We start from the raw sequence: 24,358 nt of genomic DNA, 5'->3' as shown, positions 1-24,358 counted from the left end.
GACCGCTGGGCGGTGAAAGACGGCTGCGAAGCGACGGGGTGAGCGGTGTGCATCATCGACCATGACATGCGCCAGATCGTTGAGAGCGCGAAGCTGGCGTTCGTGGCCACGGTCTGTGCGGACGGTTCGCCGAACCTGTCACCGAAGGAGTCCCTGCTGGTCTATGGCGACGAGCACCTGGCGTTCATGCATATGGCTTCGCCGACAACGGTGGCCGATCTGCGCCGCGACCCGCGCATCGAGGTCAACGTGGTGGACTTCCTCAAACGGCGCGGCTATCGCTTCAAGGGCACCGCGCAGTTGCGGCAGCCCGGGGACGAGGTCTACGAGTGGCTGCGGCAGTGGGTCATCGACACCCACGGACCGCGGTTTCCGTGTCGCGAAGCCGTACTGATCCGGGTCGAACGCGCGCTGCCGATCGCCTCGCCGGTCTACATGTTCGGCGACGCTCACGAAGCCGAACTGAGCCGGTTGTGGTCGGGCATCTACGGGCTGCAATGAGCGGGGCTACTGCAGCTGGTCGCGCAGCTTCGCCAACGATTTGGCCAGCAGGCGCGACACGTGCATCTGCGAGATGCCGACCCGCTCGGCGATCTGCGTCTGGGTCATCGACTCGAAGAACCGCAGCACCAATACGGTGCGTTCTCGCTCCGGGAGGGCTTCCAGCAAGGGCCGCAACGCCTCTCGGTCCTCGATCCGGTCCATCCGGGCGTCGACCTCACCGAGGGTATCCGCGATCGAGCGGACGTCGTCCTCGTCCGAGCTGCCGCCGCCGTCGATCGACAGCGTGTTGTAGGAGCTGCCCGCCACCAGTCCTTCGACCACCTCGTCGCGGCTCAACTCCAGCTCGGCCGCAAGCTCGGAGGCGGTCGGCGCCCGCCCCAGCCGTTGCGACAGTTCCGCGGTGGCCACCCCGAGCCGAAGGTGCAGCTCTTTAAGTCGCCGCGGTACTTTGACCGACCAGCTGTTGTCGCGAAAATGGCGGCGAACTTCGCCCATGATCGTCGGAACCGCGAACGAGACGAAGTCGGAGCCGGTCTCGACGTCGAAGCGTGTGACCGCGTTGACCAGACCCACCCGTGCTACCTGTACCAGGTCGTCCCGCAACTCTCCACGGCCCTCGAACCGGCGAGCGATGTGGTCCGCCAGCGGCAGACACCGCTCCACGATCTTGTCTTTGCGGTTGCGGAAGTCGGGCGAGTCGGCGTCGTATTCGGCGAGCTCACGGAACATGTCGCCGACGTCGGCGTACTCGGATCCGGACTGTGAGCCGCTGCCGGCGGCACGCGGAGTCACCGCTCGGAATCCGCCCGGCGGGTCGTCAGCGTTACCCCGAATACCTCACCCACGCCGTCGGTTTCGTGCCCATCGGTGAATGTCTGGACGTCGTCGACCAGCGAAGTGAGCACGTGCCAGCTGAAGCTTCCCGGAGTCAGCACACCCGCCCCGTCACCGGCTGCCGACGCCTGAATCGTCACGTGGTCGTCGTGCGGGTCGATGACCACCGTCAGCATCGCGCCGGGCGCGGCGCTACGGATCAGCTGGGTACACAGTTCATCGATCGCCAGCCGCAGATCAGCAACGGTGTCGACATCGAGATCCTCGTAGGTAGCGATCGCACCCACCAACATGCGGACCACCGCCAGGCTTTCCAGCCTGGGCGTAACCCGCAGTTCGACGGCCCGTTCGCTGCACGACGGCTGAGCTCGGTCACTGTGAATGTCGGTCATGAGGCCTCCCGGCGAAATCGGACCGAGACTACTGCTGCGTGTCAATCGACTGCTCACCACCCTCGCCTGCAGGCACCTCGTGCGTTCCGCCTTCAGCCGACACCGTCAACATCGCACGCCGGCTGCCCGGAGATCAGTCATGGGGAGTCTGTACCCGATCGCCGGACAACTCAATCATCGAATTCGGTGGGTAAGCGTAGAGCGGCCCGGCCGGTACACCGGCCGGGCCGACTTGACCCCCCGGTTTAACTCGTGGAGACCTGCTGATGCATCTCAGCGTGCGCCAGGTGCCACTGATGGTTCACCTTGCTGATCCGGCGGTGCTCGAGCAGCAGCCACACCGTGCCCAGCGCGGCGGCGAGCACCGCGACGACCGCGACCTCCACGCCTTGACGGTCGTTTCCGGTCCCGAATGCGGCGAGGCTGCCGATTCCGGCCACCATCCCCACCACCAGCAGGGAGTAGCCCGGCCAGCCCATGACGTCGATCATGGCGCGGCCCGCGTGGGGCCGGGTCGTCCGGACATGGTCTACCGGGTCATGAAACGTGTCTCCCATTGCGTTCCTCCTCCTGAACACTCCTGAACTCTGATCTCAGAAGTCGCCCCCGGAAGTCGACCGATATGAGGTGAACCCGTCCGCGACCCGCAACTATCGTATGACGATACGTTGAGCGCGGCGCCTGGTTTACAGGATGTTCACAGTCATGCAACAGCGATGTCGAGGCCGGCGCCGCGGTCAGCCAATACCCATGATCGGCACCCCGCTCACCAGTAAGACGACCAGCATCAACGTCATCAAGAACCATCCGGCGCCCTGCCAGCCCCACCAGGTGCCGCGGGCGCGCCACACTCGGTAGGTGCGCATAAACGCCCGCAATCCACCGGCGGCCAGAATCACCGGGCCTCCGGCGGCCAACACTGCTCGGTAGGGCCTTCCACATCCCGCAGTGGCCGACTGCGGGTCGCATGAGCCCACCCACAACACCGCGATCACGACAAACGCCAGCGCGACAGCGGCGATCGTCCCGGCGAATCGAGCGGCCGCTCGAACCTCACGGTCCTCCTGGCCCAGCCGATCGCCACCGGGAGCAGAGCGTGACGGTGTGGGCGGTTCCACATATTCCACCGTCCGCGCTGATCAGCTCTGCGTCAAGGCGATTCATCGTTTGGGGCAACGTTTGGGCGCGCGGAACCCCGGGAAGCCTTGCCATTGTGGCGGACCTCGACACCCGCGTGGGTCTGTCGCAGTCACGAAGGGAGGACTTATGTCGGACGACAAGAAGAGCGCCACCGAAGACGGCGTCCGCGGCGCCGTCGAGGGCGTCAAAGGCAAGGCCAAGGAAGCGTTGGGGGCCGTGACCGGCAATGACGAGATGGCTCGTGAGGGCCGGGCCCAGCAGGACAAGGGCGAAGCGCAGCGCGACGCCGCCAAACACCAAGCCGAGGCCGAATCGGCCCGAGCGGGTGCGAAGGCAGCCGAGGCGCGCGAACAGTCGCACCAGTAGCCCGAGGGGAGGGCAGGCCCGGTCCGCCTGGCGGGCCGGGCCTGTCGCTACGGACCGGGGTTATTTCCTGGGTGCAACGGGTAGTAAACGCCTTGAGGCGGAAAGCATCCACGGGTTGGAGCCAGGCGATGGAGATCCTGTTACTGACCGACCGCGACGAGTTCGAACGGTCGCTGTTGGGGCTGGGGGTCTTCGGTCATTCGGTCGCCCGCCGCCCGCTGACCCTCACCGCGCGAGCCGACTGCCGGGGGGCGAAAGCCGTTCTGGTGGATGGCTGTTCTGATGTGCCGGCCGCGCGGGAGAGCTGCCGCAAGCTCGGAGCCTGGGAGCCGTGGGCTGCCGTGCTGGCCGTCGTCGCGGCCGAAGACTTCGCCGCGATCGGCCTCGACTGGCACGTCGACGATGTTCTGGCCGCGACCGCAGGGCCGGCCGAGGCGAACGCCCGGCTGCGACTGGCCCTGGCCCGGCGGCACGAATCCACCCACAGCACGTTGCGATTCGGCGCCCTGGTCATCCACCCGGACAGCTTCACCGCAACGCTGTCGAATCGCGAACTCGATCTGACCCTCACCGAGTTCAGACTGCTCAACTATCTGGTGCGGCATGCCGGCCAGGCATTCACGCGCACCCGGTTGCTGCGGGAGATATGGGGCGGCGAGGGCGGCCGCCGCAAAGTCGACGTTCATGTGCAGCGCTTGCGCGCCAAGCTCGGCGACGACCACGAATCGATCGTCGACACGGTCCGCGGTGTCGGCTACATGACGCCGGAGTCGCCACCACCGCAGTGGGCCATCGCCAACTGAGAAGGGCAAGAACCATGACTGAACAACCCGAGCCCGATACGGCGGCCACCGACACCACCGATGACGACACGCTGCCGCCGAGTGAGGCCACCGACTCCGACGAGCTGCGCAACGATGACGGCGACGCGACCGTCACCGCGCCGGACAACTGGCAAGCCGCTGACGAGGAGACGGCCCATGAGTCGTTGGATGAGAAGCTGGCGGCCGAATTACCCGACGTCGCCGGCCCCGAACACGATCCCGACGAGCCTGTCGCGGGCGGCCGGCACCGCGCTCAGGTTTCCGGAAGTCCCGAAGACGGCGACTCGTTCTTCACCGTCGAGGAGTGACGTACCGCTCGGTCAGAACACCGCAAGCAGGACCATCAGGTCGGCTGCCAGGAGGGCCCACCCGCACACCCAGACCGCGAACCCGCGGCGGTGCGTCGCCAAGAAGAAGGCCAGAAACAGCGTCAGGGCCGCCACCCCCGCCGCTCCGTGGTAGAGCAGGCCGAACAACGATCCGTGCACCTTCAGTTCTGGGCAGGCCGCCCTGCTGCACAACGCGGAACCTGACACTCTGGTCAGCGCGAATGCCATCAGCAGCGCAGCAGCAGGCCCGGTCAGCAGCGACAGCGCCCAGTTGGCCCAGGTCCAATCGCGTGGCTGCGCTTCGGGCGGCGACGTTCCTGCCGCCCGCGGTCGCGCATCGGCGAATATCGGCCGGACCGTCGCCGGCCCCTCATCCAGAATGATCATCCCCCGCCTCCGATCACCGCGATCACCGTTGGCGGATACCCGGCTACGACGTGCACAAAACCGCAAGCGCGGGAGCATTCCGGCGCTGAACTTGGCACCATGGCGGGGTGAGCCCACCAGACCGAGAGACTCCCGCCCCGCTGGCGCGGTTCTCGGCGCTGACCCGGGACTGGTTTACCGGCACCTTCAGCGCGCCGACCCCGGCGCAGGAGCAGGCCTGGTCGGCGATCGCCGACGGCCACAACACGCTCGTCGTCGCTCCCACCGGGTCCGGTAAGACGCTGGCGGCATTCCTCTGGGCGCTGGATCAACTGACCGAGCGGCCCGGTAGCGGCACCCGGGTGCTGTACATCTCGCCGCTCAAAGCGCTGGCCGTCGACGTCGAGCGCAACCTGCGCACCCCGTTGGCCGGCATCGCCCGGTTGGCCGCACAGCGCGATCTGCCCGCTCCCGGCATCACCGTGGGAGTGCGCTCGGGCGACACCTCCCCGGCGCGGCGCCGCGAGCTGGTCGCCAAGCCACCCGACATCTTGATCACTACCCCGGAGTCGCTGTTTCTGATGCTGACCTCGGCGGCGCGGGAGACGTTGACCGGGGTGCGCACAGTGATCGTCGACGAGGTGCACGCGGTGGCTGCAACCAAACGCGGCGCCCACCTGGCACTGTCCTTGGAGCGCCTCGACGCGGCACTCGCCCGACCCGCCCAACGGATCGGCTTGAGCGCCACCGTGCGTCCCGCTGAAGAAGTCGCCCGGTTCTTGTCCGGGCAGTCGCCGGCGACGATCGTGGCTCCTCCGGCCGCCAAGACGTTCGAGCTGACGGTTCAGGTCCCGGTGCCGGACATGGCCAATCCGGCCGAGGGCACCGTCTGGCCCGAGGTCGAAGAGCGCATTGTGGATCTGATCGAAGCCCACCGGTCCTCGATCGTGTTCGCCAACTCGCGACGGCTCGCTGAGCGACTGACTGCGCGGCTCAACGAGATTCACGCGGAGCGCTATGTTGACATCGCGGAGCCGACGGTACCGCTGGCCCGGGCACACCACGGCTCGGTGTCGCTGCAGACCCGAGCCGACGTCGAGGAGGACCTCAAGAGCGGGCGACTGCGCGCCGTGGTGGCGACCTCGAGCCTGGAGCTGGGTATCGATATGGGTGCGGTCGACTTGGTGATCCAGATCGAGGCGCCGCCGTCGGTGGCCAGCGGCCTGCAGCGCGTCGGTCGCGCAGGGCATCAGGTCGGCGAAATCTCTTCGGGCGTACTGATTCCCAAACATCGCACCGATCTGATCGGGTGCGCGGTCGCGGTAGAGCGGATGCTCGCCGGCCAGATCGAAACCCTTTCAGTACCGGCCAATCCGCTGGACATCCTGGCCCAGCACACGGTGGCCGCGGCCGCGCTGGAGCCGCTGGACGCCGAAGCCTGGTTCGACACCGTGCGCCGCAGCGCTCCGTTCGCCACCCTGTCGCGCGGTGTCTTCGAGGCGACGCTGGACCTGCTCTCCGGCAAATACCCGTCGACCGAATTCGCCGAACTGCGGCCGCGGCTGGTCTACGACCGCGACACCGGGACCCTGACCGGCCGGCCCGGCGCGCAACGACTGGCCGTCACCTCCGGTGGCGCCATCCCGGACCGCGGACTTTTCGCGGTGTACCTGGCGGGCGCTGAGAAACCTTCCCGGGTCGGCGAACTCGATGAGGAGATGGTCTACGAGTCGCGTCCCGGCGATGTGATCTCGCTGGGCGCCACCACGTGGCGGATCACCGAAATCACCCACGACCGCGTGCTGGTCACGCCGGCACCCGGCCAGCCTGGCCGGCTGCCGTTCTGGCACGGTGACGGTGTCGGGCGGCCAGCCGAGCTCGGTGCGGCGCTCGGCGCGTTCACCGGCGAGTTGGCCGGACTTGCCCCTGAGTCATTCGACAAACGCTGCGCAGGTTTGGGTTTCGATGACTACGCGATCGACAACCTGAGGCGGCTACTCGACGATCAGCGCGCCGCCACCGGAGCGGTGCCCACCGACACCACGCTGGTGGTGGAGCGATTCCGCGACGAGCTCGGGGACTGGCGGGTGGTACTGCACTCACCGTACGGGCTGCGCGTGCACGGGCCGTTGGCGCTGGCGGTGGGCCGCAGGCTGCTCGACCGCTACGGCATCGACGAGAAGCCGACGGCCTCCGACGACGGCATCGTGGTCCGGCTGCCCGACACCGACCCCGGTGCAGACGCCCCCGGCGCCGAACTGTTCGTGTTCGACGCGGACGAGATCGAGCCGATCGTCACCGCCGATGTGGGCGGTTCGGCGTTGTTCGCCTCCCGGTTCCGGGAATGCGCGGCCCGGGCATTGCTGTTGCCGCGCCGGCATCCCGGCCGTCGGACACCGTTGTGGCAGCAACGCCAGCGGGCCGCCCAACTGCTGGACGTGGCGCGCAAATATCCGACGTTCCCGATCGTGCTGGAGACCGTGCGGGAATGCCTGCAGGACGTCTACGACGTGCCCGCGCTGACCGCGCTGATGGCGCGGATCGCCCAACGCCGGGTGCGGCTGTCCCAGGTCGAGACCACCACCCCGTCACCGTTCGCGGCGTCGTTGCTGTTCGGCTACGTCGGGGCATTCATGTACGAAGGCGACAGCCCCCTGGCGGAGCGGCGAGCGGCGGCCTTGTCGCTGGACCCGACCCTGCTGGCGCAGTTGCTGGGCCGGGTCGAACTGCGCGAACTGCTCGACGCCGAGGTGATCACCGGACTCACTGCGCAACTACAGCATCTGACGCCGGAGAAGGCCGCCCGCGACGCCGAAGGGGTGGCCGATCTGCTGCGGCTGCTCGGTCCGCTCACCACCGAAGAGGTCAGCGCCCGAGCCGCGGGTGCTGCGGTCGGCGGTTGGCTGGAACATCTGCTGGCGGCCCGGCGGGTGCTGACGGTCGCGTTCGGCGGGCACCGCTGGTGGGTGGCGATCGAGGACATCGGGCGGCTGCGCGACGGCCTCGGGGTTGCGGTGCCGCCCGGGGTGCCGACGGGCTTCACCGAACCGGTCGCCGACCCGTTGGGCGATCTGCTTGGCCGCTTCGCCCGCACCCGGGGGCCGTTCACCACCGGCCAGGCCGCGGACCGGTTCGGGCTGGGCGTGCGGGTGGCGGCCGACACGCTGGGTCGACTGGCCGCCGACGGGCGGGTGGTGCGTGGCGAGTTCACCGACTTCCCCGACTCCCCCGGCGAACAGTGGTGCGACACCGAAGTACTGCGGATCCTGCGGCGCCGGTCGCTGGCCGCGCTGCGTTCGGCGATCGAACCGGTGTCGCCGGCCGCCTATGGGCGCTTCCTGCCGGCCTGGCAGCAGATCGGCGCTCCGGACGTCGCCGCCACCGGTGTGGACGGGCTGGCCGGGGTGATCGACCAGCTCGCCGGCGTAGCGCTTCCTGCGTCGGCGGTCGAGCCGTTGATATTCGGCCCGCGGGTGCGCGACTACTCACCGGCCATGCTCGATGAACTGCTGGCCTCCGGGGAGGTGCTGTGGTCGGGCGCGGGCGCCCCGGCCGGCAGCGCCCCGGCGACCGACGGCTGGATCAGCTTTCACACCGCCGATTCGGCGCCGCTGACGTTGTCACCCGGGGCGCCGATCGAATTCACCGAGGCCCACCGGATGGTCTTGGACGCCCTGCACGGCGGCGGTGCGTTCTTCTTCCGCCAACTGTGCGGTGACGCAAGCGAGGCGGCTCTGAAAGCCGCACTGTGGGAGCTGATCTGGGCGGGTTGGGTCACCGGCGATACCTTCGCTCCGGTGCGCGCGGTACTGGCCGGTACCCGGCGCGCCACCCCGGCGCACCGCAGCAGGCGCCCACCCCGGCTCAGTCGCTACAGCGTGGCGCACGCCGCTGCCCGCGCCGCCGACCCGACGGTGGCCGGACGCTGGTCGGCTCTGCCGGCACCGGAAGAGGATTCCACCCTGCGGGCACACCACACCGCCGAGCTGTTGCTGCACCGCTACGGCGTGCTGACCCGCGGCGCGGTGGCCGTCGAGGCCGTGCCGGGCGGTTTTTCCACCATTTACAAGGTGCTGACCGCGTTCGAGGATGCCGGGCGATGCCAGCGTGGCTATTTCATCGAGTCGTTGGGGGCAGCACAGTTCGCGCTGGCCTCCACAGTGGACCGGCTGCGTGGCTACCTCGACGGTGTCGACCCGGCCCGTCCGGACTACCACGCGGTCGCGCTGGCCGCCGCCGACCCGGCCAACCCGTACGGCGCGGCGCTGAGCTGGCCGGCGCACCCGGGAACGGCCCGGCCGGGTCGCAAGGCAGGCGCGCTGGTGGTGCTGGTCGACGGTGAACTGGCGTGGTTCGTCGAGCGGGGTGGCCGGACGCTGCTCAACTTCGCCGGTGTCGCCGCGGCGCAGCAGGCCGCCGCCGGGGCATTGGCTCAGCTGATCAGCGATCGGCGGGTCGACGGGATTCTCATCGAGCGGGTCGACGGCGTACCGGTTCTGGAGCTGCACGATTCGCCGACGCTGGATGCGTTGACCGAGGCCGGGTTCTCCCGTACACCACGCGGATTGCGGATGCGCTGATGCCCGAGGGCGACACCGTTTTCCACACCGCGACGGTGCTGGCCACCGCGTTGGCGGGAAAGACCTTGACCCGCTGCGATGTCCGGGTCCCGCGGTACGCCGATATCGATCTGAGCGGACAGCGGGTCGACGAGGTGATCAGCCGCGGCAAGCACTTGTTTATCCGCGTCGGTCCGGCCAGCATCCATTCGCATCTGAAGATGGAGGGCAGTTGGCGGATCGGTCGCCGACCGGTCGATCATCGGGTACGGATCATCCTGGAGGCCGGCCCCGTTCGCGCAACCGGCGTCGATCTGGGTGTGCTGGAGGTGCTGGATCGCCGCCATGACGGTGACGTCGTCGCGCACTTGGGTCCGGATCTGCTCGGCGCCGACTGGGATCCGACTGTGGCCGCAGACCGCCTGGTCGCCGACCCCCAGCGTCCACTGGCATCGGCACTGTTGGATCAGACGGTGATGGCCGGGATCGGTAACGTCTACTGCAACGAGTTGTGCTTCATCGTTGGCCGGTTGCCGACTACGCCTGTTGCGGAACTGAATGATCCGGGTCGGCTGGTATCGCGGGCACGCGAGATGTTGTGGGCGAATCGGCTGCGATGGTCGCGCTGCACCACCGGCGACACCCGGCCGGGCCGACAGCTGTGGGTGTACGGCCGAGCCGGTCGGCCGTGTCGGCGATGCGGTACCGCTGTGGAGTCCGACCGCAATGGCGAGCGGATTCGGTTCTGGTGTTCGTCATGTCAGCGGTGATGCCGGGACCTTCCGGCCGCTGACACAACCGAAGCCGGCCGGCTGTTTCGCCGGCCGACTTTCGGCTGTCAGCACCCGAAGCGGTGATCGATCACGGCCACCCGCCGCAACCCACACCGGGCACGCAACCCCCGCCGCCGCCGGGTCCGCCCCAGCCGGTGGGGCCACCGGGGATCGTGCCGCTGCCCCCGCCGGGCCCACCACCGCCGGTCGGGCCACCGGGAATCTGACCACCGCCGCCACCGGGCCCGCCACCACCCGTCGGGCCACCGGGAATCTGACCACCGCCACCACCGGGCCCGCCACCACCGGTCGGGCCACCGGGAACTTCGCCACCACCGGTCGGGCCAGGCTCACCCGGGTTTTCCGGTCCTGGCCCACCAGGTACCGGTTCGAGTGTCGTCTCGGTCGTGGTTGTGGTGGTTGTCGTGGTCGTGGTGGTACTCGGCCCCTCTTCTTTGGTGCCATTGCAACCGGCTGCCACCAGCGCGACTGCGCTGCCGAGCACCGCGATCGTCATCTTGCTGTGTGCCTTCATCAGAATCAGACTCCTTCTGCTCTGGTCGTGTTCCTGTACCCAGGACGGTCGGGGCCGAAACCCGGGGCGGCCGGAGTCAGTTCGCGTCGAGGTTGCGTTCGCTGACGAACCCGCGCAGCCGGCCAGTGAAGGGATCTTCGAACTCCAGACGGTGGGCCAGCAGTCGCAACGGCTGCGAGAAGTCGTCCGGGGCAACATCGATGACCTGCGGGTACAGCGGGTCGCCGTCGATCGGCAGCCCGAGTGAGGCCAGGTGAACCCGCAACTGGTGGGCGCGTCCGGTGCGCGGCGTGAGCCGGTAGCGGCCGTCGCCCAGTGACTCGATCAGCGTCTCGGCATTCGGCTCGCCCGGTTCCTCGCGCGCCTGCAGGCAGCCGCGTTGTTTGACGATCCGACTGCGAACCAGCTGCGGAAACGCGACGGTCGGCTCGGCGGAGGACCGCGCCAGGTACCGCTTGCGCACCGCGCCGCGGGCGAACAGGGTCTGATAGGGCCCACGCAGCTCCCGGCGGGTGGTGAACAGCAGCACCCCGGCGGTGAGTCGGTCCAACCGGTGCGCCGGACTCAGCTCCGGCAGGTCCAACTCCCGCCGCAGCCGTACCAGCGCGGTCTGGGCCACATGGCTGCCGCGCGGCATGGTCGCCAGGAAGTGCGGCTTGTCGACCACCACCAGGTTCGCGTCACGGTGCAGCACCGGGACGTCGAAGGGCACCGGCACCTCGTCGGGCAGGTCGCGATACAAGAAGACGTGTGCCCCGGCCGGCAACACCGTGGTGTCGTCCACTACCGCCCCATCTGCGGTAACCACTTCTCCGGCAGCAACTTTCGCCGCGGCAGCCGCACCGAACCTGGTACGCAGCTCGGCGGCGACCGGGCCGCCGTGCAGGCGCAGCCGGGCGGGGCCCAGGCCGTCGCGTGCCGGCAGCGGGGCGGGGCGTCGGCGGGTCATTGCGGTTTGAGGTCGAAGGACTGTGGACTGTCGGCATCGCGGGCGTAGGCCCGGTCGCGAAAAGTCAGCAGCACCGCCGCCAGCAGCGCCGCGGTCAGCGTGCCGATCAGCACGCCCAATTTGACGTGTTCTCGGCGAACGGGGTCGGCGAAGGCGAGATCGCCGATGAGCAGTGCAATGGTGAACCCGATGCCACCGAGTAAGGCCAGAGCCACCACGTCGATCCACTTCAGCGAGGTGTCGAGTTCGGCCCGGGTCAATGCGGCAGTCAGCGCGGCGGCACCGGCGATGCCGACAGCCTTCCCGATGACCAGGCCGGCGACGATCCCGATGGCGACGGGATCACGCAGGGATGCGGCCAATCCGTGCAGTCCACCAAAGGTCACTCCTGCCGCGAAGAACGCGAACACCGGTACCGCAAGTCCGGCGGACAGCGGGCGAATCCGGTGCTCGAGGTCCTTGGCGTCCAGCCGACGACGCCCCGACTTACGCTTGGCCGACTCGCGAACGGGAACCGTCAGACCGAGCAACACACCGGCGATGGTGGCGTGCACACCGGATTCGTGGACCAGATACCAGGTGGCTGCGGCCAGCGGGAGCAGCACCGCGGCGTTTCCGAAACGCCGGGCCGCCACCGCGAACAACGCCAATGGTACGAGCGCCAGCGCAAGAGCGGCGAGATTGAGGTCATCGGTGTAGAACACCGCGATCACGGTGACCGCCAACAGATCGTCCACCACAGCCAAGGTCAGCAGGAAGGTACGCAGCGCCGACGGCAGGTGCGACGAGATCACGGCCAGTACGGCCAGGGCGAAGGCAATGTCGGTGGCGGTGGGAATGGCCCACCCGCGCAGCGCCCCGCCCCCGGTGTGGATGTTGACGGCGACGAATACCGCTGCGGGCATGACCATTCCGCCGACCGCAGCAACGACGGGAAGCGCTGCTCGACGCGGGTCACGCAGGTCGCCGGCGAGCACTTCGTACTTCAGTTCCAGGCCGACCATGAAGAAGAAGACCGCCAACAGGCCATCGGCGGCCCATGTCGACACCGGGAGATTCAAATGCCAGGCGCGCGGGCCGAAAGTGAGGTCGCCGAGCCGGTAATAGACAGCCGACCACGGCGAGTTGGCCCACCCGATCGCGACGGTAGCGGTGAGCAGCAACAGCGCCCCACCGACGGTCTCCTTGCGGAGCACGTCGGCAAGCCGTCGGGCTTCGGCCGAAGATCCGCGGCCGAAAAGCGGGGGGCGACCAGAGGTCAAGGGAAAGCCTTTGATTCGAGTGACGGAGGCCAGAGATCTCGGACCTCGACGATGTCGGACGTGGCGGCTCAGTGGTGCGCCGGTGGGCAGCCGGCAAGTTTGCCGTGGGCATTGTTACCCCAGCAGGTGGTGTAGCCGTTGGTGCCCCGAGGCCGTAGATCTCGGTCGGTCGGTAGCGGAACTGCACGCATCCCGGTGCGGCAGTGCTGCGCGGACATGGTGCCCACCGTACCGGGACAGCCGCGCATTCCGCCAGGTCAGCGGGCTCCCCGCCTCGAGCGGCGTCCCAGCCCACAACGACACATCGGCCACAACCGTCGGGGGTTGTGGCCGATGTGGCTTGTTGACGCGGAGTTGCGGTCCGGCTCAGCTGACCCCGAGCATGGCGAAGATGCCCAGGTCGTCCAAGAATGCGGTCAGCGTGGTGGCGTCGGTCACCGGGTCGGCGCCCGTCCCCAGCAAGGCGGTCAGCAGGGCTCCCAGCGTCTCGTCGCCCAGTAGTCCGGTGCCGTCCGGGTCGGCGAGCGTGCCGCCGACAACCATGCTGTCCACGAACTTGTCCCAGCCCGCGTCGAGCTGCTCGGGGGTGATCCCGAACAGGCCGCCGATGGTGGCGTCTTCCATTCCGTTCTGCGCCAGCAGGCCGTTCAGCGTGGTGGTGCCGTCGATCCCCATCAGCACGTCGAGCAGCTGGGCCACGGTCATCTCGGGCGAGAAGTCGGTGAACGGGATGTTCAGCAGGCCGGCGTACTCACCGAGACCGAAGTAACCCAGCAAGGTTCCGAGTTCGGTGGCGGCCCCGTCGCCACCGATGAAGCCGCCGATCAAACTGTCGATCGGAATCGAGCCCAGTGGCGCCCCGCCGAAGTCGACATCGTTGAGCAGCGCGGTGATGTCGGTGGAGAGCATGCCCAGGGTGGCGTCGTCCAGGGACATGCCGTCCGGGTTCAGCGCCGCGAGCAGGTCGGCGAGGCTCGAGGTGGTGGAGATGTCATCGCCGAATATCCCCAAGACCTGGCCCATGTTGCCGAGGTCGATGGCGTTCAGCAGGCTCTGCAGGCTCTCGCTGAACGTCGGGAAGCTGGCGGTCAGCATGACCTCGTGTTGCACCGACGCGGTAAGGCCGGCGGTAATTGTCGGAGCGACCGCGGTACCGCCGAGTAGAGCCGCACCCGCAAATGCAGTTCCGGCCGCTAGCGCACCGGCTTTCACCACAAAACCACGCGGCCCCGTCGGCGTGGCGACAGTGGAACAAGTAGACATGAATGGGTCCCCCTTCTGGGATCGAGCATTAAGGCGATGCGATTCCCACATCGCCATTAACTTATTATGTGCTCAGTCTCGTGTCAACGGTTTCAGGGGTAGATCTTTCGGCACCAGCAACGTCAGTACACAGCAAATTACCAGCTCATCGAGATGGCGGGGTCGGACCCGCAACGACCACAGGCAATACGCCGCGGGTCGGGAATCCGCCCGCCGACAGCAAGAAGTTCAGCCTTTTCTCGGGGTTTTCAGCCCAGCCGATCGCCGCACGCGACAGACCGATGGCTAATGGGCATTAACATCACGGCAAAGCAGTCAATCGGTATGAAATTTACGGGGCAAAAATACTTGAGCTATTTTGCGCTATAGAGCGAAATGCGCACACGGCAGTACTATTTCTCGGTCGCGAAAATTTACGGGTGCGTTTATCGCGCGTTTGAACTCAGACAAAAGCCGCGCCCGGTCCGCGGAGACGGACCGGGCGCGGCGAGAAAGGCGGGGGCCGCTAGGGAGCCAGCAGGCCGAGAGCTTCCAAGAAGTCGGTGACCGGCGTGTCGCCGGTGATCACCAAGGTGCTGTCGTCGGGCAGGAAATTGGCCAGGAAGGTGCCCAGGCTCTGCTCACCCCATGTTTCACCGGAGGGGTCCAGCAGCGTGCCGCCGAACGGGAGACCGTCGAGGTACTTGTCCCAGGTCTGGACAGGGTTGAGGCTGAACAGCAGCGCCAGGGTCGCGTTATCCATGGTGGTGCTGTTGGTAGAGCTGACGGGCAAGATGTGCAGGTACTCGCCCAGCGTGTAGGCGCTGCCCGCCACAACCGTGGTCGAGCCGAGACCCGAGAACGCGTGTTGGGTGACGTCGGTGGTGGGAACAGTCAGTATCCCGCTCAACCAGTCGACCAGCGAGCTGTTGACCGTCAGATCGGGATGGCTGGTGATGTTGAGGAGGGCGCCGCAGGTCAAGGTGCAGTTCTCAACGTTCAGGTTGTCCATGCCCAGCGCGTTGATCATGCTGGCGAACTGACCGAGCAGCGATCCCAGGCCCACCGCGTTGGCCAGATCGGTCAGCGAGTGCGTACCGGCACCGTCGCCCAGAACGACGTCCACCAGGTCGCCGAGGTCCACATTGCCGATCGGCACGCCATCCACCAGGAACAGGCTGCCGGTGCCCAACAGCGATTGGACCGCGGGGTTCGAGCTGTAGAGCGGCTCGGTGAGCGATATCCCGAAGATGTCGGCGATGCCGGCCAGGGTGGTGCCGTCCGGGTTGAACGCCGCCAGCAGGGCCGACACATCCGCGCTGACACTCAGCGGCGTGCTGGTCCCGGGCACATCCCCCAGCGCCGCCAGCACCTGGTTGAGATCCCCGAGGGACATGGTGTCGAGCAGGGCCTGCAGGCTCTGCGTAAACGTCGGATAGGCCGTCAGCATCACTTGGTGCTGCGCCGAGGCGCTCGACGAGCTGGGGAGTTGTGGCCCGGCCGCACCGACACCGAGCAGGCCGGCCCCGGCGACGACAGCGGCCGCGATTAGGGCGCCGCCCCTTACCGAGAGCTCGCGAGAGCGCCACACCCCGATCCCACCCGACATGAGCCGCCCCTTCCCCAAGCCCGGATCCCCCATGTGATCCAGCTCATGGGCAGAAAGTAGCCCTGTCAGAAATGTGTGTCAAACACATGTGAATGCTGATATCAACCTAAATGTCCGGAAAGATTCCCTGAACCATACCCATAGTAATGACATTCTGTTCAGGTAAGCGGAATCGGCTCCAGTATTTCGGCCCGCGCTTCGGGGGCGCTGACCCGCAGCGCATCCGCGGACGCGTCATCGGGCTGCTCCTGCGAGAGGATCTCGGCTTCCACCCGGGCGATGTAGATGGCCACCTCCCGGTCGATGTCGGCGTCGTCCCACCCGAGCACCGCCGCCATCACCTCGGCGACCTCACGCGCACAGTTCACCCCGCGATGGGCGTACTCCATGGCGATCCGGGTCCGGCGGGCCAGCACGTCCTCCAAGTGCAGTGCGCCCTCGGCGACGGCCGCGTAGGCGACTTCCACCTTCAGATAGGTGGGCGCCTCGGCGATCGGATCCAGCAGATCCGGCTGACCCTCGGCCACCGCCAGCACGTCGTGGATCATCGAGCCGTAACGGTCCAGCAGGTGCCGCACCCGATAGGGGTGCAGGCCCTGGTGAGCGCCGACGTGTTCAGCCTGATTGACCAGCGCGAAGTAGCCGTCGGCGCCCAACAGCGGAACCTTCTCGGTGATCGAGGGCGCCACCCGCGTCGGGATGTACTCGGCGGCGGCGTCGATCGCGTCGGCGGCCATCACCCGGTAGGTGGTGTACTTGCCGCCGGCGATCGCCACCAGGCCCGGCGCCGGAACGGCCACCGCGTGCTCACGCGACAGCTTGGAGGTGTCGTCGTTCTCGCCCGCCAGCAGCGGTCGCAGCCCGGCGTACACGCCTTCGATGTCGGCGTGCGTCAGCGGCGTGGCCAGCGCGGTGTTGACGTGGGTCAGGAGATAGTCGATGTCGGCCTTGGTGGCCGCGGGGTGGGCCAGGTCCAGATTCCATTCGGTGTCGGTGGTGCCGATGATCCAGTGGGTGCCCCATGGGATGACGAACAGCACCGACTTCTCGGTACGCAGGATGATCGCCGCTTCCGAGACGATCCGGTCCCGCGGCACCACGATGTGCACGCCCTTGGAAGCCCGGACGTGGAACCGGCCGCGCTGGCGCGACAACGCCTGGATCTCATCGGTCCACACCCCGGTGGCATTGACCACCACATGTCCCCGGACCTCGGTGACTTCGCCGTCCTCGGAATCACGGACCCGCACTCCGGTCACCCGGTCGCCTTCGCGCAGCAGCGCTACGACCTGGCTGGAGGTGCGGATGACCGCCCCGTAGTGCGCCGCGGTGCGCGCGACGGTCAGGGTGTGGCGGGCGTCGTCGACGACGGTGTCGTAGTAGCGGATGCCGCCGATCAACGCGCTGCGCTTCAGCCCCGGGCACAGCCGCAGTGCGCCGGCGCGAGTCAGATGCCGTTGCGCGGGAACCGATTTCGCTCCGCCCAGTTGGTCGTAGAGGAAGATGCCGCTGGCCACGTACGGCCGCTCCCACCACCGCCGGGTCAGCGGATACAGAAACGGCAGTGGCTTGACCAGGTGCGGCGCCAGGGTGGTCAGCGACAGCTCGCGTTCGTGCAGCGCCTCGCGCACCAGGCCGAACTCCAGCTGCTCGAGGTAGCGCAGACCACCGTGGAACATCTTCGAGCTTCGGCTCGACGTCCCGGCGGCGAAGTCACGCGCCTCGACCAGCGCCACCCTCAGGCCGCGGGTGGCCGCGTCGAGCGCGCAGCCGGCGCCCACCACACCACCACCGATCACCACTACGTCGAACTGCTCACTGCCCAGTCGTTCCCAGGCTCGTGCTCGTTGGTCGGGTCCCAGCGTGCTCACGAGTGCCAGGCTACGTGGCTTGGTGCTCCGGCCGAGTGTGACGCTCGCTTCATCCCGGCTGTTTCAGTCCAGGTCGTCGTGTGTCATCAGCCGACGGGCGGCCTCGGTGAGCGAACCCGACAGCGACGGATACACCGCCAGCGTCTGGGCCAGGTCCGCCACCGTGATCCGGTTCTGCACCGCCAGCGCGATCGGCAGGATGAGCTCGGAGGCGATCGGTGCCACCACCACCCCGCCGATCACCGTTCCGGTGGCCGGCCGGCAGAACAGCTTGAGGAAGCCGTACCGCATCCGGCTCATCTTGGCCCGGGCATTGGTCTGCAACGGCAGCATGACGGTGCGGGCGGGCACCGTGCCGTCGTCGATCTGCGACTGCGGCACCCCCACCGCGGCGATCTCGGGCCGGGTGAACACCGCCGCCGCCACCGTGCGCAGCCGGATCGGGGCCACCGCATCACCCAGCGCGTGATACATCGCGATCCGGCCCTGCATGGCGGCGACCGACGCCAGCGGCAACAACCCGGTGCAGTCCCCCGCGGCGTAGATCCCGGGTACCGACGTCCGCGACACCCGGTCCACCTGTAGGCAGTTGCCCGGCCCGAGCTCGATCCCGACCCGCTCCAGGCCCAGACCGGAGGTGTTGGGCACCGACCCGACCGTCATCAGCGCATGGCTGCCCGCCACGGTGCGGCCGTCGGTCATGGTGACCAGCACGCCGTCTCCCGCACGCGTCACCGAGGCGGCCCGGGCGTTCTTGACCAGGGTGACGCCGCGTTCGGCGAACACACTCTCCAGCACCCGGGCCGCGTCGGGGTCCTCGTGCGGCAGCACCCGGTCGCGGCTGGCCACCACTGTCACCTTGACCCCGAGCTCGGTGTAGGCGTTGGCGAACTCCGCACCGGTGACCCCGGAGCCCACCACCACCAGGTGCTCGGGCAGTGTGTGCAGGTCGTAGAGCTGCCGCCAGGTCAGGATTCGCTCGTCGTCGGGCTCGGCGCCGGGCAGCGTGCGCGGGCTGGCGCCGGTGGCGATCAACACGACGTCGGCGTCGAGCACGCGTTGCGCACCGCTGGACTGATGCGGCTCGGTGACCCGGATCCGGTGGTGCGCCAGGCCGGGTTCGGGGTCGATCAGCTCCCCCCGGCCGGCGATGACGTCGACGCCGGAGTTGAGCAGTTGCGTGCGGATGTCGGCGGACTGCGCCGCGGCCAGGGATTTCACCCGCTCGTGGATCTTGTCCAGTTCGATCTCGGCGTCGGTGAAATGGATGTCGAAGCCCAGGTGCGGGGCGCGTCGCAGCTCGGTGCGGACCCCGGACGAGGCGATGAAGGTCTTGGACGGCACGCAGTCCCACAACACGCAGGCGCCGCCGAGGCCGTCGGCGTCGACCACCGTCACCGAGACCGCCTCCGGGCCCTTGGCCGCCGCGACCAGCGCGGCCTCATAGCCCGCCGGGCCGCCGCCGACGATCACGATGCGCGTCGAGGGAGAAGTCACAGCGACTAACCTATCCGGGGCGCGACGTTTAAGCTTTCTGCCGTGCCGCTCTACGCCGCCTACGGGTCGAACATGCATCCCGAGCAGATGCTGCAGCGGGCACCGCACTCCCCGATGACCGGCACCGGCTGGTTACACGGCTGGCGGCTCACGTTCGCCGGCGAGGACATCGGCTGGGAAGGCGCCCTGGCGACCGTGGTCGAGGACCCGGACTCGAGTGTTTTCGTCGTGCTCTACGACGTGACCCCCGAGGACGAGAAGAACATGGACAGCTGGGAGGGCTCGGAGTTCGGCATCCACAAGAAGATCCGCCTCCGGGTGGACCGGGTGGACGGCATCACGTCGGACCCCGCCGACGCTGCCCCCGAACCGGTGCTCGCCTGGCTGTACGTGGTGGATGCCTGGGAGGGCGGGCTGCCGTCGGCGCGGTATCTCGGCGTGGTGGCCGAGGCCGCCCAGATCGCCGGTGCGCCAGACGAATACGTGCGCAACCTGCAGACCCGACCGGCCCGCAACATCGGCCCCGGCAGCTAGTTTTCCTTCGCTGGCTTCCCTTCCCGCGACGGTGCGTGTTTGCCCGCCGACACGCGGCAATATCTGTCCAACCGTGCACCCTCGCGCGCTCCATTTCGCCGTCAGGCTGCAGCACGCGCCAAGTGCGTCTCGATACGTCGGACCGTCTGCCAAGGTCGGCGCCGAACGTCGTCGGCGATGATTGGGATCACCACCCAGCCCATCTCCTCCAACGCCGCGCGCCGCTGCCGCTCGTAGACGAACGCAGCCGGCCCCTCGTGCCAGTCGACGCCGTCGTACTCGACCGCGACCCGCTGCTCGAGCCAGGCGAAATCGAGACGCCAGGTCCGGTTATCGCGGTCCACGACCTGATACTGCAGTACCGGCAGCGGCAGGCCGCCCTCGATCATCATCAGCCGCGACTCGCTCTCCATCGCGGAATCCGCGCGCGGGTCGGCGAGTGGCAGGAGTTCGCGCACGGCCACGATGCCCCGACGGCCCGCCTGCCGGATGGCGGCCCGTTGCAGCTCGCCGCGGGAGCAGGTGCCGCTGCGCAGTGCCGCGTCCAGCGTTGCCAGCGCGCGTGGCCGCCGCAGGCTGCGAGCGACTTCGATCGCGGTCCACGCCGGGGCAGTCGCCGGCCGGCCCGCGACTTCAGTCAGCGGTGCACCCTCACGACGGTGCACCACAAGCCCATCGGCCGGGCGCAGTTGTTGGTTCGGCGGGTTGAGTACGTGCAGATCGACCGGTTCCTCGGTGTCGAAACCGTACGCCGCCGCCGCGGTACCCAAACAGATCGCGACACTGGTTCCGGTGGCCAGGTCCAGTCCCCGCAACCGTAGTTCATCGCTCAACTCGCCGTCGCCGTAGATTCCATACCAAATCTTTTGCAATGGGCCATGTTTCAGCTCCGCCGCCAAGCCGCGTCGGGTGATGACAGCGAGCGCCTGACCGGATGTCACCACCCCGCCCTGTTGGTCGAGCAGTTGACGCAATCGAGGGTCCATGCCGCGATCGTCGGCGCGCGGCCACTGCGGCGATTACCTCGACGAGATCGTCCCGCATGAACTGTGGATAGCCTCCGTACTGTGCACACCCGTGAGCGCCACGAGGGTGCGCAGTTGTACAGAAATCACGGAGTGTCGGCGGGCAAACACGCACACTCGCGCCAAAGGGCGCGAGAAAGGTGCTACAGCAGACCGGCCTGGTCGACGACGCCGGCCATCACCCGCACGCCGACCGCCAGCGCCCGTTCGTCGAGATCGAATGTCGGCTGATGCAGGTCCAGTTGCGGCCCGGTGCCCGGCCACACCCCGAGCCGGCCCATGGCACCGGGCACCTGCTCCAGATACCAGGAGAAGTCCTCCCCGCCGCCGGACTGCTGAGTCTCGGCCAGCACCTCGGGCCCGATGGCCTCGATCGCGTGGGTCAGCATCCGCGTCGACACCGCTTCGTTGACCACCGGCGGCACGCCGCGGTGGTAATTCAGCGTGTGCTCGATGTTCAGCGGCTCCAGCAGGGACGCCACCGCCTCCTCGACGATGCTCTCCATCGCCACCCAGGTGTCCCGGCTGGCGGTGCGCACCGTACCGGCCAGGCGCCCCGACTGCGGTATGGCGTTGGCCGCGGCACCGGAATTCACCGCACCCCACACCATCACCGTGCTGTTACGCGGATCGATGCGCCGGGACAGCACGCCGGGCAGCCCGGTGATCAGCGTGCCCAGCCCATAGACCAGGTCGGCGGTCAGGTGCGGTCGCGAGGTGTGTCCGCCGGGACCGGTGACCATGATCTCGATGGTGTCGGCAGCCGAGGTGATGGGCCCCGGGATGGTGGCCACCCGGCCGACCTCCAGCCGCGGGTCGCAGTGCAGCGCGAAGATTCGGCTGACTCCGCTCAGCACGCCCGCGGCGATCGCGTCGATCGCGCCGCCCGGCATCAGTTCTTCCGCGGCCTGGAACACCAGCCGCACGCCGACCGGCAATTCCGGCGCGGATGCCAACGCCAGCGCCGCACCCAACAGGATCGCGGTGTGCGCGTCGTGACCGCAGGCGTGCGTCACCCCCGGCACCAGCGAGGCGTAGGGCGCCCCGGTCTGTTCGGTCATCGGTAAGGCGTCGATATCGGCCCGCAACGCAACGCGAGGCCCGTCCTCTGGACCGAAGTCGCAGGTCAAGCCGGTTCCGCTGGGCAGCACCTTGGGATTGAGGCCGGCTCCGGCGAGACGCTCGGCGATGAACTGGGTGGTGGCGAACTCCTGCCGGCTCAACTCCGGGTGGCGGTGCAGGTGCCGTCGCCATGCCACCAATTCCTCGGCATGGGCTGCCAGCCACGCCTCGACGGCGTGCGACACGGGAGCTGGAGACATTCAGGCAGTATCCCATCGCGGAGCGCTACTAAACTCAGTGCCTGTGACGGTACCGCTGGCAACACAGGCGGCAGCGGTCGTGGCCCGGCGCACCGGCGTCGAGACGCACGACGTGGCAGTCGTGCTGGGTTCCGGGTGGGCACCCGCGGTGGCGGCCCTCGGCACCCCGACTGCGGCCCTGCCGATGGCCGACCTGCCCGGGTTCAGCGCGCCGACCGCGGCGGGCCACACCGGCGAGCTGGTGTCGATGCAGATCGGCACGCACCGGGTGCTGGTGCTGGTCGGCCGGATCCACGCCTACGAGGGCCATCAGCTCGCCGACGTCGTGCGCCCGGTACGCACGGCCGTCGCGGCCGGCGCGAACACCGTGGTGCTGACCAACGCGGCCGGCGGCCTGCGGACCAGCTACCACGTCGGCCAACCGGTGCTGATCAGCGACCATCTGAACATGACCGGGCGCTCCCCCCTCGAAGGGGCGCGCTTCGTCGACATGGTCGACGCCTACACCCCGTCGCTGCGCGCGCTGGCCCACCAAGTCGACCCCACGCTCGCCGAGGGCGTCTACGCCGGGATGCCCGGCCCGCAGTACGAGACCCCCGCCGAAATCCGGATGCTGCGTACTCTGGGAGCCGACCTGGTGGGCATGTCGACCGTGCACGAGGCCATCGCCGCCCGGGCGGCCGGCGCCCAGGTCCTGGGCCTGTCGCTGGTGACCAACCTGGCAGCCGGGATCACCGGCGAGCCGCTCAGCCACGCCGAGGTGCTGGCCGCCGGGCGGGAATCGGCGGCCCGCATGGGTGCGCTGCTCGCCGACGTGATCGCGCTGCTGCCTGCCCCCTCAGGTCAGTAGCTCACTCCTGAGCTGTGCCGCATGCGGGGCCACATCGCTGCCCAGCTGCCCACCGGCTGCTCGCACAGATAGATCTTCGCGGCGCTCTCCCCGTTGCGCACCCCGGCGGGGAACCTGATCGACGTCAGGTAGGTGACGTGCCGCCAATACTGGGTCAACTTCGCGACCGGGAATCGGCCGACGCACAGCACGGTGTCGGCGCTGCCGGCCGGCGGCCCCCACTGGGCGTAACTGCTGTCGCCGCTGACCACCGGACGGTTGATGCCGGCCGCCGGCCCGAGGACTCGCAGGGCCGAGGCTTCGCCGTAATTGCTGGTGAAGATCGGTACGTCGGCGGGCAGTGGAGCGGCGGCAGTCGCCACTTGATCGACGAACTGCGGCCAGCCGTAGGTCTCCATCGGAATGGGGTTGACCTTCCGCAGTGTTGTGGCGTTCGCCGGCGGCAGCACCGGCAGGCAGAACACCACCGCGCCGGCGAACAGCGCGACCAGCGCAATCGCCCAGCCGCGCGGCGGCCGGTCGGGGTTCTCGCTTTCGATCCAAACCGCCCCGGCGGCGAACAACGCGACCAGCGCCGGGCCCGCGTAGTAACAGCGACCGCCGGTGACGACGCACAGCACCAACGCGGCCACCGGCACCGCCAGCATCCAGCGGTACTCGCGAGCATCATCGGACGCCAGCCACCGTGCCCCGATCACCCACAGCAGCACCAGCAGCGGACCTGCGTACAAAAGAAGCAGCAGGGGAAGCTGGGTCAGCGATCCCGCCGGGCCGCCCATCCGCACCGACATCGCGTGGGCGAATTCCAGGTTCGGCCAGCCGTGTGCCGCGCTCCAGATCAGGTTCGGGACAGCCAAGAAGATCGCGACGGAGCCGGCCAGCCATGGTCCCGGCGAGCGCAGCGCATCACGCCGGAAGATCGCCAGACCGACCCCGATGCCGATGAGCAGCAACGCGACGGTCTGTTTGGCCTCCAGCCCGATGCCGGCCACCACTCCGGCCGGCAGCCAGGCCAACGTCGTTCCGATCCGCAGCGCCCGCGTCACCAGCAGCAGCACCGCGATCCAGATCAGCTGGTCGACGACGGTGGTCCCGAAGAACATCGCGGCACCCATGAACAGCGGGCTGGCGGCCACGGCCGCCGCGGTGATCACCTGCGCCACCCGCCGACCGCCCAGTTCCGCGGCCAGCAACGCAGCCAGCACGATGCAGCCCAGGTGTATCGCGATGGCCAACAGCCGAAGCCCCAGCAGGCCACCCAGGGCAGCCACCCGGGCCAGCAGCGGCACCAGCGGCGGGTGGTCGAAGTATCCCCAGGCCGGGTGCTGGCCGCAGATCACGTAGTAGAACTCGTCGGGGTGCCAGCCGTAGTTCATGGCGAAGGCCCCGTGGACGACGGCGGTCACGGCCATCACGATGCCTACCGGCACGAGCGTTCGGCGACTCACCAACGAGTCTGTGGAACGACGCCCCGGCACGGCTGTCGAGCGAATCACCGGCTCTCCATCGTCAAGCAGTACAGACCCGGGCATGGTAGCAAGTAGTTGACACCTGTCCACTCGACGCTTGCCGCAG

General features: G+C 68.4%; 23 protein-coding genes. 8 read left to right on the top strand and 15 right to left on the bottom strand.

Features of this window, described 5'->3' with window-relative positions:
* Positions 1 to 66 precede the first annotated feature (66 nt).
* On the top strand, positions 67 to 501 hold the full coding sequence (locus ABW16_RS08455; RefSeq protein ID WP_047318869.1) for a pyridoxamine 5'-phosphate oxidase family protein: 435 nt from the start codon (positions 67 to 69) through the stop codon (positions 499 to 501).
* 6 nt (positions 502 to 507) lie between these two features.
* Here ABW16_RS08455 and ABW16_RS08450 read toward each other — a convergent pair whose 3' ends face one another.
* From ABW16_RS08450 to ABW16_RS08435, 4 genes are all read right to left on the bottom strand, one after another.
* Positions 508 to 1,296, bottom strand: coding sequence for an RNA polymerase sigma factor SigF (locus ABW16_RS08450; protein ID WP_047318714.1), 789 nt, complete (start codon positions 1,294 to 1,296; stop codon positions 508 to 510).
* Entirely contained in the window at positions 1,293 to 1,730 is a 438-nt protein-coding gene (locus ABW16_RS08445; protein WP_047318713.1) for an ATP-binding protein, read from the bottom strand. Before ABW16_RS08445 ends, ABW16_RS08450 begins: the two co-directional genes overlap by 4 nt.
* 245 nt (positions 1,731 to 1,975) lie before the next feature.
* Complete coding sequence (gene usfY / locus ABW16_RS08440; RefSeq protein ID WP_047318712.1) at positions 1,976 to 2,287, bottom strand: protein UsfY; 312 nt, start codon at positions 2,285 to 2,287, stop codon at positions 1,976 to 1,978.
* 180 nt (positions 2,288 to 2,467) lie between these two features.
* Complete coding sequence (locus ABW16_RS08435) at positions 2,468 to 2,848, bottom strand: hypothetical protein (RefSeq protein WP_047318868.1); 381 nt, start codon at positions 2,846 to 2,848, stop codon at positions 2,468 to 2,470.
* Positions 2,849 to 2,996: 148 nt separating this feature from the next.
* Between ABW16_RS08435 and mbp1 the strand changes: the two genes are divergently transcribed.
* The 3 genes from mbp1 to ABW16_RS08420 all read left to right on the top strand — a co-directional run bounded on the left by mbp1 (position 2,997) and on the right by ABW16_RS08420 (position 4,368).
* Positions 2,997 to 3,236, top strand: a complete 240-nt coding sequence (gene mbp1 / locus ABW16_RS08430; RefSeq protein WP_047318711.1) for a microaggregate-binding protein 1 — start codon at positions 2,997 to 2,999, stop codon at positions 3,234 to 3,236.
* 128 nt (positions 3,237 to 3,364) lie between these two features.
* Complete coding sequence (locus ABW16_RS08425) at positions 3,365 to 4,039, top strand: winged helix-turn-helix domain-containing protein (protein ID WP_047318710.1); 675 nt, start codon at positions 3,365 to 3,367, stop codon at positions 4,037 to 4,039.
* Between the two features lie 14 nt (positions 4,040 to 4,053).
* On the top strand, positions 4,054 to 4,368 hold the full coding sequence (locus ABW16_RS08420) for a hypothetical protein (RefSeq protein WP_047318709.1): 315 nt from the start codon (positions 4,054 to 4,056) through the stop codon (positions 4,366 to 4,368).
* 12 nt (positions 4,369 to 4,380) lie between these two features.
* On the opposite strand, the gene ABW16_RS08415 is transcribed toward ABW16_RS08420, so the two are convergent.
* Positions 4,381 to 4,776, bottom strand: coding sequence for a hypothetical protein (locus ABW16_RS08415; RefSeq protein ID WP_052956810.1), 396 nt, complete (start codon positions 4,774 to 4,776; stop codon positions 4,381 to 4,383).
* 107 nt (positions 4,777 to 4,883) lie between these two features.
* Between ABW16_RS08415 and ABW16_RS08410 the strand changes: the two genes are divergently transcribed.
* Both ABW16_RS08410 and nei2 read left to right on the top strand, forming a co-directional pair.
* Positions 4,884 to 9,335: an ATP-dependent helicase gene (locus ABW16_RS08410; protein ID WP_047318708.1), complete on the top strand. Its 4,452-nt coding sequence runs from the start codon at positions 4,884 to 4,886 to the stop codon at positions 9,333 to 9,335.
* The gene (gene nei2 / locus ABW16_RS08405; RefSeq protein ID WP_047318707.1) at positions 9,335 to 10,084 is read left to right on the top strand and encodes an endonuclease VIII Nei2; all 750 of its coding nucleotides are present in this window, start codon (positions 9,335 to 9,337) and stop codon (positions 10,082 to 10,084) included. The genes ABW16_RS08410 and nei2 overlap by 1 nt, the downstream gene beginning before the upstream one ends.
* 91 nt (positions 10,085 to 10,175) lie before the next feature.
* Here nei2 and ABW16_RS26355 read toward each other — a convergent pair whose 3' ends face one another.
* The 7 genes from ABW16_RS26355 to ABW16_RS08370 form a co-directional block, all read right to left on the bottom strand.
* Positions 10,176 to 10,622, bottom strand: coding sequence for a hypothetical protein (locus ABW16_RS26355; protein WP_047318706.1), 447 nt, complete (start codon positions 10,620 to 10,622; stop codon positions 10,176 to 10,178).
* 76 nt (positions 10,623 to 10,698) lie between these two features.
* Positions 10,699 to 11,571, bottom strand: a complete 873-nt coding sequence (locus ABW16_RS08395) for a pseudouridine synthase (protein ID WP_047318705.1) — start codon at positions 11,569 to 11,571, stop codon at positions 10,699 to 10,701.
* On the bottom strand, positions 11,568 to 12,833 hold the full coding sequence (gene nhaA, locus ABW16_RS08390) for a Na+/H+ antiporter NhaA (RefSeq protein WP_047318704.1): 1,266 nt from the start codon (positions 12,831 to 12,833) through the stop codon (positions 11,568 to 11,570). The genes ABW16_RS08395 and nhaA overlap by 4 nt, the downstream gene beginning before the upstream one ends.
* A gap of 366 nt (positions 12,834 to 13,199) precedes the next feature.
* On the bottom strand, positions 13,200 to 13,928 hold the full coding sequence (locus ABW16_RS08385; protein ID WP_131721480.1) for a hypothetical protein: 729 nt from the start codon (positions 13,926 to 13,928) through the stop codon (positions 13,200 to 13,202).
* Between the two features lie 673 nt (positions 13,929 to 14,601).
* Positions 14,602 to 15,684 (bottom strand): hypothetical protein, encoded by a 1,083-nt coding sequence (locus tag ABW16_RS08380; protein ID WP_047318866.1) that lies wholly within the window; start codon positions 15,682 to 15,684, stop codon positions 14,602 to 14,604.
* A gap of 158 nt (positions 15,685 to 15,842) precedes the next feature.
* On the bottom strand, positions 15,843 to 17,555 hold the full coding sequence (gene glpD, locus ABW16_RS08375; protein WP_047318702.1) for a glycerol-3-phosphate dehydrogenase: 1,713 nt from the start codon (positions 17,553 to 17,555) through the stop codon (positions 15,843 to 15,845).
* 63 nt (positions 17,556 to 17,618) lie between these two features.
* Positions 17,619 to 19,052, bottom strand: coding sequence for an NAD(P)H-quinone dehydrogenase (locus ABW16_RS08370; RefSeq protein ID WP_047318701.1), 1,434 nt, complete (start codon positions 19,050 to 19,052; stop codon positions 17,619 to 17,621).
* 42 nt (positions 19,053 to 19,094) lie between these two features.
* On the opposite strand from ABW16_RS08370, the gene ABW16_RS08365 reads away from it, so the two are divergent.
* Positions 19,095 to 19,586 carry a gamma-glutamylcyclotransferase gene (locus ABW16_RS08365; protein ID WP_047318700.1) on the top strand — a complete coding sequence of 164 codons (492 nt, stop codon included), beginning with the start codon at positions 19,095 to 19,097 and terminating at the stop codon, positions 19,584 to 19,586.
* Between the two features lie 101 nt (positions 19,587 to 19,687).
* Here ABW16_RS08365 and ABW16_RS08360 read toward each other — a convergent pair whose 3' ends face one another.
* Complete coding sequence (locus ABW16_RS08360) at positions 19,688 to 20,572, bottom strand: DUF559 domain-containing protein (protein WP_047318699.1); 885 nt, start codon at positions 20,570 to 20,572, stop codon at positions 19,688 to 19,690.
* Between the two features lie 182 nt (positions 20,573 to 20,754).
* Positions 20,755 to 21,933 (bottom strand): amidohydrolase, encoded by a 1,179-nt coding sequence (locus ABW16_RS08355; protein ID WP_047318698.1) that lies wholly within the window; start codon positions 21,931 to 21,933, stop codon positions 20,755 to 20,757.
* 43 nt (positions 21,934 to 21,976) lie between these two features.
* On the opposite strand from ABW16_RS08355, the gene ABW16_RS08350 reads away from it, so the two are divergent.
* A complete protein-coding gene (locus ABW16_RS08350; RefSeq protein ID WP_047318697.1) occupies positions 21,977 to 22,783 on the top strand; it encodes a purine-nucleoside phosphorylase in 807 nt (268 codons plus the stop codon).
* Here ABW16_RS08350 and ABW16_RS08345 read toward each other — a convergent pair.
* Positions 22,777 to 24,195 carry a glycosyltransferase family 39 protein gene (locus ABW16_RS08345; RefSeq protein WP_047318865.1) on the bottom strand — a complete coding sequence of 473 codons (1,419 nt, stop codon included), beginning with the start codon at positions 24,193 to 24,195 and terminating at the stop codon, positions 22,777 to 22,779. The two genes, ABW16_RS08350 and ABW16_RS08345, sit on opposite strands and share 7 nt — an antisense overlap.
* Positions 24,196 to 24,358 lie beyond the last annotated feature (163 nt).

The organism is Mycolicibacter heraklionensis, assembly GCF_001021505.1.
Lineage (GTDB): Bacteria > Actinomycetota > Actinomycetes > Mycobacteriales > Mycobacteriaceae > Mycobacterium > Mycobacterium heraklionense.
The sequence above is the reverse complement of the archived record's forward strand: the minus strand, read 5'-3'. Positions and strand labels throughout refer to the sequence as shown.